The organism is Citrobacter sp. wls717, assembly GCF_005280955.1.
Taxonomy (GTDB): domain Bacteria; phylum Pseudomonadota; class Gammaproteobacteria; order Enterobacterales; family Enterobacteriaceae; genus Citrobacter; species Citrobacter werkmanii.
The window spans coordinates 19,172-32,611 of sequence record NZ_SZWW01000032.1; the positions used below are offsets into that span (position 1 = coordinate 19,172).

General features: G+C 53.5%; 11 protein-coding genes. 5 read left to right on the forward strand and 6 right to left on the reverse strand.

Features of this window, described 5'->3' with window-relative positions; translation table 11 throughout:
- Positions 1 to 51 precede the first annotated feature (51 nt).
- Positions 52 to 1,431: a putrescine aminotransferase gene (ygjG, locus tag FDX09_RS17100; protein ID WP_167371260.1), complete on the reverse strand. Its 1,380-nt coding sequence runs from the start codon at positions 1,429 to 1,431 to the stop codon at positions 52 to 54.
- Between the two features lie 430 nt (positions 1,432 to 1,861).
- Here ygjG and FDX09_RS17105 point away from each other — a divergent pair, with 430 nt between their 5' ends.
- Entirely contained in the window at positions 1,862 to 3,382 is a 1,521-nt protein-coding gene (locus FDX09_RS17105; protein ID WP_085048682.1) for a PAS domain-containing methyl-accepting chemotaxis protein, read from the forward strand.
- Positions 3,383 to 3,434: 52 nt separating this feature from the next.
- Here the strand turns inward: FDX09_RS17105 and FDX09_RS17110 are convergent, their stop codons facing one another.
- Positions 3,435 to 4,109 (reverse strand): PadR family transcriptional regulator, encoded by a 675-nt coding sequence (locus FDX09_RS17110; RefSeq protein WP_170973247.1) that lies wholly within the window; start codon positions 4,107 to 4,109, stop codon positions 3,435 to 3,437.
- Between the two features lie 236 nt (positions 4,110 to 4,345).
- Here FDX09_RS17110 and FDX09_RS17115 point away from each other — a divergent pair, with 236 nt between their 5' ends.
- On the forward strand, positions 4,346 to 5,119 hold the full coding sequence (locus FDX09_RS17115; RefSeq protein WP_087856866.1) for a siderophore-interacting protein: 774 nt from the start codon (positions 4,346 to 4,348) through the stop codon (positions 5,117 to 5,119).
- Here the strand turns inward: FDX09_RS17115 and FDX09_RS17120 are convergent, their stop codons facing one another.
- Positions 5,120 to 5,968 (reverse strand): helix-turn-helix transcriptional regulator, encoded by an 849-nt coding sequence (locus FDX09_RS17120; RefSeq protein ID WP_137347596.1) that lies wholly within the window; start codon positions 5,966 to 5,968, stop codon positions 5,120 to 5,122.
- 66 nt (positions 5,969 to 6,034) lie between these two features.
- Here FDX09_RS17120 and cfa point away from each other — a divergent pair, with 66 nt between their 5' ends.
- Positions 6,035 to 7,189 carry a cyclopropane fatty acyl phospholipid synthase gene (gene cfa, locus FDX09_RS17125; RefSeq protein ID WP_038634036.1) on the forward strand — a complete coding sequence of 385 codons (1,155 nt, stop codon included), beginning with the start codon at positions 6,035 to 6,037 and terminating at the stop codon, positions 7,187 to 7,189.
- A 40-nt stretch (positions 7,190 to 7,229) separates the two neighbouring features.
- Here cfa and FDX09_RS17130 read toward each other — a convergent pair whose 3' ends face one another.
- Complete coding sequence (locus FDX09_RS17130) at positions 7,230 to 8,888, reverse strand: glycerone kinase (RefSeq protein ID WP_137347597.1); 1,659 nt, start codon at positions 8,886 to 8,888, stop codon at positions 7,230 to 7,232.
- A 561-nt stretch (positions 8,889 to 9,449) separates the two neighbouring features.
- Here FDX09_RS17130 and FDX09_RS17140 point away from each other — a divergent pair.
- Positions 9,450 to 10,547, forward strand: coding sequence for a glycerol dehydrogenase (locus FDX09_RS17140; protein ID WP_007372185.1), 1,098 nt, complete (start codon positions 9,450 to 9,452; stop codon positions 10,545 to 10,547).
- 89 nt (positions 10,548 to 10,636) lie between these two features.
- The gene (gene dhaR, locus FDX09_RS17145) at positions 10,637 to 12,562 is read left to right on the forward strand and encodes a dihydroxyacetone kinase operon transcriptional regulator DhaR (protein ID WP_038642879.1); all 1,926 of its coding nucleotides are present in this window, start codon (positions 10,637 to 10,639) and stop codon (positions 12,560 to 12,562) included.
- Here dhaR and FDX09_RS17150 read toward each other — a convergent pair.
- Positions 12,540 to 13,070 (reverse strand): cob(I)yrinic acid a,c-diamide adenosyltransferase, encoded by a 531-nt coding sequence (locus FDX09_RS17150; RefSeq protein WP_087856863.1) that lies wholly within the window; start codon positions 13,068 to 13,070, stop codon positions 12,540 to 12,542. The genes dhaR and FDX09_RS17150 overlap by 23 nt on opposite strands.
- Positions 13,071 to 13,424: a glycerol dehydratase reactivase beta/small subunit family protein gene (locus FDX09_RS17155; protein WP_038634027.1), complete on the reverse strand. Its 354-nt coding sequence runs from the start codon at positions 13,422 to 13,424 to the stop codon at positions 13,071 to 13,073.
- Between the last annotated feature and the right edge of the window lie 16 nt (positions 13,425 to 13,440).

Consider the following 13,440-nt stretch of genomic DNA (forward strand, 5'->3'; position numbering starts at 1 on the left):
CAAAGGACACGCTTTCGTAGGCCGGATACGCGCAGCGCCATCCGACAGGTATTACATCTGCTCCACGCTCACCCGTAATGCTGCCAGGGCTTTGCGTGTTGATCGCAACACCAGATCGCATTGCTCGATCGTTAACGTTAGCGGCGGTTCGATGCGGATCGTCTTGGCATTGTTCAGGGTCCCGGCGACCAACACCCGCTGGCGGAACATCTCACTGGCAAAGTTATAGCCGATTTCATTATCGACAAACTCAATCGCCATCAACATGCCTTTGCCGCGTACATCGTGCACCAGATCCGGGTATTCCCGCGCCAGCTGGCGGAAACCATCCAGCAACATATCGCCTTTCTGCTCTGCCTGAGCCGGTAAATTTTGCTCCAGCAGGACGTTAATGGTGGCCAGCGCCGCCGCACACGCGAGCGGGTTGCCGCCAAACGTAGTGGTATGCAGGAAAGGATTATCGAACAGGACGGAGAACACCTCTTCGGTGGCAATGGTTGCGCCAATCGGCATCACGCCGCCGCCCAACGCTTTGGCCAGACACATAATGTCGGGCTGCACGTTTTCGTGCTCGCAGGCGAACATTTTGCCGGTACGCCCCATGCCGGTCTGCACTTCGTCAAGGATCATCAGCGCGCCAAACTCATCGCAAAGTTTACGCACGGCGGTCAAATACCCTTGCGGCGGCAGGATCACGCCCCCTTCGCCCTGAATAGGCTCAAGGATCACGGCTGCGACGTCGTCACCGGTCTTTTTACATTCGCTGAGCATGGTACGCATCGCGTTAATATCGCCAAACGGCACATGACGGAAGCCCGGCAGCAGCGGCATAAAGGGTTTACGGAAGGTGGATTTCGCCGTGGCGGACAGCGCGCCAAGGGATTTACCATGGAATGCGCCGCTGGTGGCGATAAATGTAAATTTACCGCGTGGCGATTGATACGCTTTCGCCAGCTTCAGGGCGGCTTCAACCGACTCGGTCCCGCTGTTACAGAAAAAACTGTATTTCAGCTTACCGGGCGCCAGTGCGGCGAGGGTTTTTGCCAGCATGGCCCGCAACGGGTCAAGTAACTCCTGGCTGTGCAGAGGTTGTTTCGCGAGTTGATTCTGTACGGCGGAAACCACGACTGGATTACGGTGCCCCACGTTGAAAATGCCAAAACCACCCAGGCAATCAACAAACTCCTGTCCCTGGGTGTCGACAAGCGTATTCAGGCTTCCCGCTTGCCACTCTACGGCTCCGTAATCCCCGCCTGCAGTTACAGATTTTCGATACTCTAAGAACCCCGGATTGACATGCTCCTTAAAGTACTCAATCACCTCTCGGTTTAATGATTTCATTTCCTCATGATCAAGCGTGCGCTTTTCGATGAGATTCAGTGCGTGTGCGCTGCAGGCCAGGGCCGATGCGCTGGAAGGTAACCTGTTCAAAATATGCTCCCGGAGCTGGCGTATCACATGATACTGATTTAAGTATTGCAGGGATTGCGCCATTCCGGCGCGCTTAGCAAAAATCGGGATAAACACCAGGAAACATCTTATTTGCGCAACATTTAATGCCAGCATTTAACATTTGCTGGCATTTTGCCCAGATTTGGCACCTGAAAACAGATCGAATTTACGCGTATTTGCGCTAAAAATGGGCAATGTTTGCACTGTCACGGTGCGGGGGAAGACGTGCAATTGAATAGTTACTTAATGAAAGTATTTTAAATCAACGAATTAGAATGCGTACAGATTTTGAGGTTTAATCGCAAATTGCGATCTAAATCAAATTTAACAACTAAAGATAAAAAGATTATCGCCGAAATAACATAAGCCGAAAGAGTTAACAACCAGATAACCTGCACAGGACGCAACCATGTCTTCTCATCCCTACGTTAGTCAGCAAAATACACCGCTGGATGATGATATCACCCTCATGTCCACCACCGACTTACAAAGCTATATCACTCATGCGAACGATACCTTTGTCCAGGTCAGCGGCTATCAACTGAATGAATTGCTCGATAAGCCGCACAACCTGGTTCGTCATCCGGACATGCCAAAAGCGGCGTTTGCGGATATGTGGTACACCCTTAAGCAGGGTGAGCCATGGAGCGGCATTGTGAAAAATCGGCGTAAGAATGGCGATCACTACTGGGTGAGGGCCAACGCGGTGCCGATGGTGCGGGAAGGGCGAGTGACCGGGTACATGTCGATTCGTACCCGGGCAACTGACGAAGAGATTGCGGCGGTAGAGCCTTTATATAAAGCGCTGAATGAAGGACGTTGCAACCGACGTATTCATAAAGGGTTGGTGGTACGCAAAGGCTGGCTGGGTAAACTCCCGGCACTGCCGATTCGCTGGCGGGTACGCAGCGTGATGGCATTGATGTTTGCCGTACTGGCGACCGCATTGCAGCAAACGGGCGCCGAATGGCCGTTACTGTTGATGAGTGCGTTGGTAATGCTGCTGGGGACGGCTATTTTCGAATGGCAAATTGTGCGTCCCATCGAGAATGTTGCTCGTCAGGCGTTGAAAGTGGCGACCGGTGAGCGCAACAGCGTATCGCATCTTAACCGCAGTGATGAACTGGGTTTGATGCTGCGAGCGGTGGGGCAACTGGGGTTAATGTGCCGTTGGCTCATCCATGATGTCTCCAGCCAGGTGAGTTGTGTGCGCAGCGACAGCGAAACGCTGGCAAAAGGCAGTGATGATTTGAACAAGCATACGCAGCAGACCGTGGAGAATGTGCAGGAAACGGTGACCACCATGAATCAGATGGCGGCGTCGGTGAAACAAAACTCTGAGACCGCCGCCGCGGCCGATAAACTCTCGATTGCTGCCAGCAGCGCGGCAACACACGGCGGCGAGGCGATGGATATCGTCATCAAAACCATGGATGATATTGCCAACAGCACTCAGCGGATCGGCACCATTACCACGCTGATTAACGATATTGCTTTCCAGACCAATATTCTGGCCTTGAACGCCGCCGTTGAAGCCGCGAGGGCGGGCGAGCAGGGCAAAGGTTTCGCCGTAGTGGCGGGAGAAGTGCGTCATCTTGCCAGTCGTAGCGCCAGCGCGGCCAATGATATCCGCAAGCTGATTGATGCCAGCGCCGATAAGGTACAGTCCGGCTCCGATCAGGTGCACGCCGCGGGGCGTACGATGGACGATATTGTGGCGCAGGTGCAAAACGTCACTCAACTGATCGCGCAAATCAGCCACTCAACGCTGGAACAGTCCGATGGTCTTTCCAGCCTGACTCGTGCGGTGAATGAACTGAGCAGCATTACGCAGAAAAACGCTGAACTGGTTGAAGAGAGTGCCCAGATTTCCGCGATGGTGAAACATCGCGCGGGTCGTCTGGAAGATGCGGTCACGGTGCTGCATTAATCTTAACCACAGCAGGCGCAACGCCGGATACGGGTTCCGCCTGCTGCGCAGATTAATCTAACTGAGTAATGTCCAGCGCGGCACGATCGATAATACCAATGATTTTTTTGATCTGCGCCTCGCTGGTATCACCATGATTGACACGTAGGTCCAGCACAGCTTTGAAGTTCTCCAGCGCGCGTTTCATCTGTGGGTTTTTACGTAATTCAAAACCCACACAGCGGGCTTTAATACGTTCGTGGATATGTTCCAGATGTTCGCGGTTCTCATCCAGCCACTGCAGACCTTGAGTCGTGATGGCAATCTGCTTACGCCCACCTTCCTCGTCGCTGATGGCGATCAGGGCTTGATCCTGCAACAGATCCAGCGTCGGATAGATAACGCCCGGGCTCGGGGTGTAGTTACCCTGAGTCAGGGTTTCAATCGCTTTGATCAGTTCATAGCCGTGGCTGGCGTCGCGGGTCAGGATATCCAGAATCACCAGGCGTAATTCGCCGTGACCAAAGAAGCGTTGCCGACGACCACCGCCGCGACCGTGGCGGTGTCCGCATCCTTGTTCATGGCGATGTTCTTTGTTACAGCCTTCGTGGCGATGCTCTTCACCTTTGCAGCAGCCTGCATGGCGCTCACTGTGGCGGCTTTCGTGGTGATGTCCTTCACCCTTGCAGCAGCCTTCGTGTTGGTGCTCTGTCTGTTTACAGCAACCTTCATGATGGTTTTGCATCATCGTCTCCTGATGTGTTTTAGATATATCTAATTTATATCTAAATGTTGTTTTTACGCAAGTCGACAAATTAAATGTTTTTTAATATGTTGATTATTATCTATTTTTATAAGGTCTGTGATGGCTGGTAATCACAATGTGGCTATATCAAAAAAGTGCTTGCAATCTTTCTGATTAGCAATCATTATCATTTAAAAATAAATTTAGATATATCGTATTATCTTCACGAAGGCGAAAAAATGACAAAAAACACCTCACGCTACCCACAGCGCGTTCGCAATGAACTGCGCTTCCGTGAACTTACCGTCCTGCGCGTTGAACGTATTAGCGCGGGTTTTCAGCGCATCGTACTGGGCGGTGATGCGCTGGACGGTTTTAGCTCGCACGGCTTTGATGACCATACCAAGGTCTTTTTCCCGGAGCCGGGCAGCCATTTTGTGCCGCCTGTTGTCACCGATGAAGGCATTGTCTGGGCCGAGGGTGTGCGTCCGCTCTCCCGTGACTACACGCCGTTGTATGACGAAGCGCGCCATGAGTTGGCGCTGGATTTTTATATTCATGACGGTGGCGTGGCGAGCACATGGGCGATGAATGCTCGCGAGGGTGACAAGCTGACGATCGGTGGTCCGCGCGGTTCTTTGGTGGTGCCAGAGGATTATGCGTATCAGGTTTACGTGTGTGATGAATCAGGAATGCCCGCGCTGCGCCGACGGCTGGAGTCGCTCAGCCGTTTAGCGGTACGCCCGAACGTAACGGCGCTGGTAAGCGTGCAGGATGCGGCGTATCAGGACTATTTTGCCCATCTCGACGAGTTTACTATTCAGTGGTTTATCGGCCATGACGAACAGGCGGTGAACGAACATTTATCGCGGCTGAACGTGCCCGCAGACGATTATTTCATCTGGATTACCGGCGAAGGCAGGGTGGTAAAAAACCTCTGCGCCCGCTTTGAAACCGCGGCGTTCGATCAGCAACTGGTGCGCGCAACGGCTTACTGGCATCAACGCCGTTAATCAGTAATTCGATGGCGGCACGCCAAACGCCTGGCGAAATGCATAGCTAAATGCCGCGGTGCTGGAATACCCCACATCCAGCGCCACGGCAGTTACGCTTTTATTTTTCTTCAGCATTAATACGGACTCCAGAATACGCATTTTTTGCTTCCAGACGCTGAAGGGCAATCCGGTTTCTTTTTTGAAATGCCGTGAAAAGGTACGGGCTGACATGCCCAGATGCTGCGCCCAGTATTCAACCGAATGCTCCAGCGCCGGGGATTCCTGGATTGTCCGGCACACTTTGGTTAATTCGCGATCGTGCGGCCAGGGTAATACAAAAGCGACTTCCGGGAGCTGCAGAATAATATCGACCAGAACACTAACCAGCTTGCCCTCTTTTGACTGGCTATCATAATGGCCCGAAATTAAATTGGTGGCGTAATGAATAAACTCTCTGGCGAAATCACTGATTGCCACCACTTTACATTCATTGATGCTCTCTTCAAGAAAACCCGGCTTAATATCCAGATTCTCTAAATGCACATCATCCAGTGCCCAGACCGCATGTTCGGTATTATTGGGGATCCAGATGCCATAATGCGCCGGGATTATCCAGCATTTGCCGGCAACATCAATTCGCATGCTGCCTTTGCGGGCGAAATGAAACTGCATAAAAGAGTGCGAATGCTGCGGAACATGATGGTTGGCTTCCAGGACATAAGAACGAAAGTACACGTCCTGCGGCAGCTCTGTAATGGAGTTATCGGGGAATGAATTCCACTGTTTTTGCGCGAGAGTCTCCATAAATAAATCGTCAATGCTCCCGGTGATGTGTCCGCTATTCGATAGATTTTGTCCGCAGATCATAATACATACATTCCGTTTTCCATAATAATCTTGCGTAACGATTTTTAGCCCACTTTGGTAAATACCATGAACACGCTTTGTTCAGATGCTGTCATCGTCAATGAAACAAATGATAACTGGACCCGAATGGGGAAAGAGCTACTTTCGCAAGCGGATATCCAGATTAATGGCTCTCGTGCCTGGGACATTCAACTTCATCATGCCGGTTTCTTTAAGCGGGTACTGCAACAAGGCTCGTTAGGGCTGGGCGAAAGCTATATGGAAGGCTGGTGGGACTGCGAGCGGCTCGATATTCTGTTCTGTAAAATTCTCAAAGCAAAACTCGACCAGCAAATGCCGGGCAACCTGAAAGATATTTTACGCATTGCCAGCGCTCGCCTGTTTAATTTGCAGTCGCGGAGCCGCGCGTGGATTGTCGGCAAAGAACATTATGATATTGGGAACGATCTTTTTGCGCTGATGCTGGATCCGCATATGCAATATTCCTGTGGTTACTGGAAAGACGCGACCACATTAGATGATGCGCAAAATGCCAAATTAAAAATGATTTGTGAGAAGCTACAACTCAAACCGGGTATGCGTTTACTCGATATCGGTTGTGGCTGGGGCGGACTGGCGGAATATGCAGCGCGTCATTACGGCGTGGCGGTAGAAGGCGTCACTATCTCTAAAGAGCAGCAGAAAATGGCGCAACAGCGCTGTGAAGGGCTGGACGTTAATATTCTGCTGCAGGATTATCGTGACCTCGATAAACACTACGATCGCATTGTCTCCGTGGGGATGTTCGAACACGTCGGGCCGAAAAACTACGACACCTATTTCAGCATCGCCGACCGTTGTTTAAAACCGGACGGGCTGTTCCTGCTGCATACCATTGGCAGCAACAAAAAGGGGATGAGCGTCGATCCGTGGATCAATAAATACATTTTCCCGAACGGTTGCTTACCGTCGATATCGCATATTGCCGAGGCCAGCGAATCACGCTTTGTAATGGAAGACTGGCATAACTTTGGCAGTGATTACGATAAAACGCTGATGGCCTGGCATGAGCGTTTTAATCAGGCATGGCCGGAGCTGTCTTCACGTTACTCCGCCACCTTCAGAAGAATGTTTAATTACTATTTATGCGCCTGCGCTGGGGCTTTCCGCGCCAGAGATATTGAGCTTTGGCAGGTACTGTTTAGCCGCGGCGTCGAGGGTGGCCTCCGCGTTTATCGTTAACGTTCTGCCTGATGCGCGAAGCGCATCAGGCATTTATCACTTAACCCAACTCACTCTCCGCCAGCGCTTTAAATACCATTGCGACGGCATGCGCCCCGGGATCCATATTACCCAGCAAACTTTCGCTGCTCAGATACGATGCGCGACCCGCATTGGCTTTGCTCGACAAACAGGTTCGTTCGGCCCCGGCTTGCGCGGCGTCAAAAGCGGCATGCAGGTTGTCCGGCTGCGCCAGCAGTGAGGTCAGCGCGGGTTGCAGTGCATCTATCATGGTGCGATCGCCTTCGTCTGCGCCGCCGTAGAACTTCATCTGATCCAGACCCGCATTCAGCGCTTCGGCAACGTTAGCTCCCTGTTCCAGTTTCTGCCCGGCGGCGGTAAAGAAAATAGACATCAGCACGCCGCTGGAACCCCCCATCACCACGGTCAGACGTTCGCCAATCAGCGCGAACAGCGTGGCAAGGTCATCCAGCGGAAGCTGCTGACGCTGCAGCAGACTGGCAATTTCACGCGCGCCGGCGGCAAAGGTTGAACCCGTATCGCCATCGCCGACTTTGGCATCCAGCGCGTTGAGATGTGCTTCCAGATTGGAAAGCGTTCCGGTGACCTGCTCCACAATTTCAGCGACCCGCGCGTTGGCAGAGGGCTGGAATTCCACGTGCGCGCTGCGCTGGGATGATGGCGCGTAGCTGATTTCACGCGGTGGGACGGGAGTCGGCCAGTTGCTGGTTTCCACTTCGGTCAGCAGCGCTTTTTCGATGCTCTCTTCCAGCACGATGGCCGTTAGTGAGAATCCTTTCATATCCAGCGCGGTGACCAGCGAGGCCGGACCAATCAGCCAGTCGATGCGTGGGGATAGCGGACTGCTGGCCAGTTCGCGGGTGATAATGGCCATTTCCGCAACGGATACGCCGCCAAGATTGTTAATCATCACCGCCACTCTGCCGGTTTCAGGCAGGACCGTCAGCAGTTTATCCACCATCAGGTTCACCACCTGCGCGCTGTTTTGGGTATCAATAACCGAGGCCCCCGGCTCGCCGTGAATGCCCATGCCCAGCTCAGCATGACCCGGATGATGGCGTGGCGCGGCGTCGGTTTCTTGCGGTAGATGACAGCTGGAGAGGGCGACGCCCAGGCTGAAGGTGTTGTTGGCTGCGTACTGCGCTTCACGCAGGACGGTGGCGAGGTTGTAGCCGCGTTCAGCGAAATAGCCGGCGATTTTATGCACCAGGATGGTTCCCGCAATGCCGCGTGGGTGTTTGTTATCCGGCAGGGAGATGTCGTCACCGACTATCAGCATTTCAACGTTGTAGCCCAGGCGTCGCGCTTTCTCGGCGGCGAGACCGAAGTTAAGACGGTCACCGGTGTAGTTCTTCACGATCAACAGACAGCCAGCCTCACCGGTCACTGCCTGAATAGCGGTCAGTACCGCATCCACGCTCGGGGAGGCGAACACGTCGCCGCAGACCGCCGCGGTCAGCATTCCTTTGCCGATAAACCCAACGTGCGCAGGTTCGTGCCCTGAACCGCCGCCGGAGATCACCGCCACGTTATTTTTGTTAAGGTCGCGGCGAACCACGACGCGAATGGCCGGATCGCTCTCCAGACGCGCCAGGTTATTCCACGGGCTGGTGATAATTGCACCGTCGATCACGTCGCTCACAAGCTGGGTGCGTTGGTTAAAAAAGAATTGAGACATAACGGCTCCTCGAGGTTGAGTGTAAGACAAACCCCCGAATGCATGTTCATGGTGCGGAGGCGATAGAGAGATTCTGGCGAAGTCAGCATGGAAAAAAACAACGCGAAAATGAGTTTCATTACGAAACGTGATTGCTGTTTTTTGTTCCGAAATGAAACTTAATTAGGCGAAAAATCAGCACAATGCGAACTCGCTCGACTTTTTTCTTCTGCGAACAGAGCAGGCTGCACGGCGCTGTCAGCCTTTTTTTGCGGGTTTTTACGCAGGATGGCGCGTTATTGGGGAAATTGATCTTCGTGTTGGTCGGTGATTTCGCGGTAAAGGAACGGATCGGGATCGCAAACCTTATTATTTTTGTGGTTAAGTGTTCCAATATGAAACGTGTGCCTTTTTTATCTGTTTCATATCAGAACAAAATGACGAAAGATTTTTTTGTGCACGCCTCGCCATACAGTTATTACATCGCTCCGGTACGTCCGTTTTCGCCGTCAACATCAGGCTAAACGGGTTAACGCCAGGGCTCACCATGTAAAAACATGTACTTATTTGAGGATGAAAGGAATGCTAAAAGTTATTCAATCTCCAGCCAAATATCTCCAGGGTCCTGACGCTTCTACCTTATTTGGTCAATACGCTAAAAATCTGGCGGACAGCTTTTTCGTGATTGCGGACGACTTCGTCATGAAGCTGGCGGGAGAGAAGGTACTCAATGGTCTGCATAGCCATGACATTAGCTGCCACGCGGAACGCTTCAACGGTGAATGCAGCCATGTTGAAATTAATCGCCTGATTGCCATTCTGAAAAAACACGGTTGCCGTGGTGTGGTTGGGATTGGCGGTGGGAAAACGTTAGATACCGCCAAAGCGATTGGTTATTACCAGAAGCTGCCGGTGGTGGTGATCCCAACTATCGCATCTACCGATGCGCCAACCAGCGCGCTGTCCGTTATCTATACCGAAGCGGGTGAGTTTGAAGAGTATCTGATCTACCCGAAAAACCCGGATATGGTGGTGATGGATACCGCAATTATTGCCAAAGCGCCGGTACGTCTGCTGGTGGCCGGGATGGGCGATGCGCTCTCTACCTGGTTTGAAGCGAAAGCCTGTTATGACGCTCGGGCGACCAGCATGGCGGGCGGGCAGTCCACCGTGGCGGCGCTGAGCCTGGCGCGCCTGTGCTATGATACCCTGCTGGCGGAAGGCGAAAAGGCACGCTTAGCCGCCCAGGCTGGCGTGGTGACCGATGCGCTGGAACGTATTGTCGAAGCCAACACCTACCTCAGCGGTATCGGCTTTGAAAGCAGCGGCCTTGCGGGGGCACATGCCATCCATAACGGCTTTACGATTCTGGAAGAGTGTCACCATCTGTACCACGGTGAAAAAGTCGCCTTTGGTACGCTGGCGCAGCTGGTGCTGCAGAACAGCCCGATGGAAGAGATCGAAACCGTGCTGAATTTCTGTCAGAAAGTGGGCCTGCCGGTAACGTTAGCGGAAATGGGCGTGAAAGACGACATTGACGGCAAGATTATGGCCGTGGCTAAAGCCACCTGCGCAGAAGGTGAAACCATTCACAATATGCCGTTCCCGGTGACGCCTGAAAGCGTACATGCCGCTATTTTGACGGCAGACCTGCTGGGACAGCAGTGGCTGGCGCGTTAATCGGGCACAGGTAAATTTACCCAGCATCTTCTCCCCCTCTGACAGTCTCTGCCGGAGGGGTTGTCTATGGCAAAACAGCGGAAATGGATATGACGGCGCACACGCATAGCATCGGGCAGGAAGTCTCTTCGGTTCTCGCCCAGTCCTGGCATCGTTGCAGCAAGTTTATGCAGCGGGAAACCTGGCAGGCGCCGCATCAGGCGCAAGGGCTGACCTTTGAGTCGATTTGTCGTCGCAAGACGGCGCTGCTGACGATTGCGCAGGCCGCGCTGGAAGATGCCTGGGAGTTTATGGACGGTCGTCCGTGCGCACTGCTGATTCTGGATGAATCAGCCTGTATTCTCAGCCGTTGCGGCGATCCGCAGACGATAGAACAGCTGGCGGAGCTTGGATTTCGCGACGGCAGCTATTGCGCGGAAAGCATTATTGGCAGTTGTGCGCTGTCGCTGGCGACGATGCCGGGGCAGCCGACAAAAACCTCTGGCGCTCAGCACTTTAAACAGGCGTTGCATCCGTGGTCGTTCTGCTCGACGCCGGTGTTCGATAACCATGGGCGTCTGTTTGGCTCCATCTCATTATGCTGTCTGGTAGAACATGAGTCCGTTTCTGATTTATCCCTGACGCTGGCGATTGCCAGAGAAGTCGGTAATTCATTGCTGACCGACAGCCTGCTGGCAGAATCCAACCGCCATCTGAACCAGATGTACGGGCTGCTGGAGAGCATGGATGATGGCGTGATGGCCTGGAATGAGCAGGGGGTGTTGCAGTTCCTCAATGCGCGCGCGGCGCTGCTTTTGCATCTCGACGCGCAGGCCAGCCAGGGCAAAAACATTCACGACCTGCTCAATTTGCCCATGCTGCTGCGTCGGGCAATTAAACATGCCCGCGGTCTGAATCACGTCGAAGTCACTTTTGAAAGTCAGCACCAGTTTGTTGATGCCGTCATCACCCTGAAGCCGATTGTTGAGGAGCAGGGCAACAGCTTTATCCTGCTGCTGCACCCGGTGGAGCAAATGCGTCAGCTGATGACCAGCCAGCTCGGTAAGGTGAGCCACACCTTTGAGCAGATGTCGACGGACGATCCAGAAACCCGACGTTTGATCCATTTTGGTCGCCAGGCGGCAAGGGGAAGTTTCCCGATCCTGCTGTGCGGGGAAGAGGGCGTCGGGAAAGAGCTGCTGAGCCAGGCCATTCACAATGAAAGCGAACGCGCCAGCGGGCCGTATATCGCTGTCAACTGTCAGTTGTATGCCAACAGCGTGCTGGGGCAGGATTTTATGGGCAGTGCGCCCACCGATGATGAAAATGGTCGGTTGAGTCGCCTTGAGCTGGCGAACGGCGGCACGCTGTTTCTGGAGAAAATTGAATATCTGGCGCCGGAACTGCAATCCGCGCTGTTACAGGTGATCAAGCAGGGAGTATTAACCCGCCTGGATGCCCGTCGCCTGATCCCGGTGGATGTAAAAGTGATCGCCACCACCACGGTTGATCTCGCTAATCTGGTGGAGCAAAACCGCTTTAGCCGCCAGCTGTATTACGCGTTGCACTCTTTTGAGATTGTTATCCCACCGCTACGCGCGCGGCGTAACAGTATTCCCTCGCTGATTTATACGCGACTGAATAGCCTGAAAAAACGCTTTTCAACCAGCCTGAAGATCGACGACGACGCGCTGGCGCAACTGGTGGCTTATTCATGGCCGGGCAATGACTTCGAGCTGAACAGCATTATCGAAAACATCGCCATCAGTAGCGATAACGGCCATATTCGGCTGAGCAATCTGCCGGATTATCTGTTTGCCGAGCGCCCCGGTCTGGAGACCGCGTCTTCGCTGCTGCCTGCCAGCCTGACCTTTACCGCTATCGAAAAAGAGGCGATTATCCATGCCGCCCGCGTCACCAGTGGGCGCGTGCAGGAGATGTCGCAACTGCTGAATATTGGTCGCACGACCTTGTGGCGTAAGATGAAGCAGTACGACATCGACGCCAGCCAGTTTAAGCGCAAACATCTGGAGTAGTTTCTTCGATTCTGGCCATGGAGAACAGCGCATCCGACAGTCGGTTGATATAACGCTTGAGTTCATCGCGTAACGTCAGCGTTCTGTCCATCGCGATGAGGATCCGCTCCAGCCGCCGTGCCAGGGTGCGCGCAACGTGTAGCTGTGCCGATGCCAGATTTTTCCCCGGAATGACAAATTCTTTCAGGGGGCCGCTCTGCGCCATATTGCGGTCAATAAGCTGCTCCAGCGCCTGAATATCCTCGGCGTTAATCGTCTGCGTTAAGCGGGCGAGACCTTTCTCATCGCTGGCGAGCTCCGCCCCCAGCACAAACAGCATCTTCTGGATGGCATGCAGATCTTCGCGTAATTCTGCCTGGCGCGAACTGGCATAGCAGACGCCAAGCTGGGAAATCAGTTCATCCACCGTACCGTAGGCGTTAACGCGGATGTCGTCTTTGTCGATACGGCTGCCGCCAAACAGCGCAGTCGTGCCTTTATCACCGGTTCGGGTATAGATGCGGTACATTTATTTTATCTCGCTAAAGGGAAGCACTTTGACCAGTTGGCCAGCATTGGCGCCGAGCATGCGGATCATTGCTGCCCCGGCGGCGATATGCCCACGGACCAGCGCCCGATCCTCGGGTAGCTGGGCGTGGGTTAGGGCAATATCACCGCTGGCGCTGAGGCCGAGACCCACGCGTAATGTTGAGCTTTTAGCCGCCAGCTTGCTGAGGGCCAGCGCGCAGTCATGTGCGTCGCAACAGATTGTCCGGCAAGGGACGCCTTGCTCTTCCAGCCCCCAGCATAGTTCATCAAGCACGCGCGTATCCTGCCAGCGTGAGTGATAAAACAGATGTACGCCCGGTGATGAAAGTGACATTGCGCCCCCTTATTGA

What these genes read in the sequence shown, in the direction of transcription:
- FDX09_RS17105 (WP_085048682.1), top strand. Translation starts at nt 1,862, where the DNA reads ATGTCTTCTCATCCCTACGTTAGTCAGCAAAATACACCGCTGGATGAT.
- FDX09_RS17110 (WP_170973247.1), bottom strand. Translation starts at nt 4,109, where the DNA reads ATGATGCAAAACCATCATGAAGGTTGCTGTAAACAGACAGAGCACCAA.
- FDX09_RS17115 (WP_087856866.1), top strand. Translation starts at nt 4,346, where the DNA reads ATGACAAAAAACACCTCACGCTACCCACAGCGCGTTCGCAATGAACTG.
- FDX09_RS17120 (WP_137347596.1), bottom strand. Translation starts at nt 5,968, where the DNA reads ATGATCTGCGGACAAAATCTATCGAATAGCGGACACATCACCGGGAGC.
- cfa (WP_038634036.1), top strand. Translation starts at nt 6,035, where the DNA reads ATGAACACGCTTTGTTCAGATGCTGTCATCGTCAATGAAACAAATGAT.
- FDX09_RS17130 (WP_137347597.1), bottom strand. Translation starts at nt 8,888, where the DNA reads ATGTCTCAATTCTTTTTTAACCAACGCACCCAGCTTGTGAGCGACGTG.
- FDX09_RS17140 (WP_007372185.1), top strand. Translation starts at nt 9,450, where the DNA reads ATGCTAAAAGTTATTCAATCTCCAGCCAAATATCTCCAGGGTCCTGAC.
- dhaR (WP_038642879.1), top strand. Translation starts at nt 10,637, where the DNA reads ATGACGGCGCACACGCATAGCATCGGGCAGGAAGTCTCTTCGGTTCTC.
- FDX09_RS17150 (WP_087856863.1), bottom strand. Translation starts at nt 13,070, where the DNA reads ATGTACCGCATCTATACCCGAACCGGTGATAAAGGCACGACTGCGCTG.
- FDX09_RS17155 (WP_038634027.1), bottom strand. Translation starts at nt 13,424, where the DNA reads ATGTCACTTTCATCACCGGGCGTACATCTGTTTTATCACTCACGCTGG.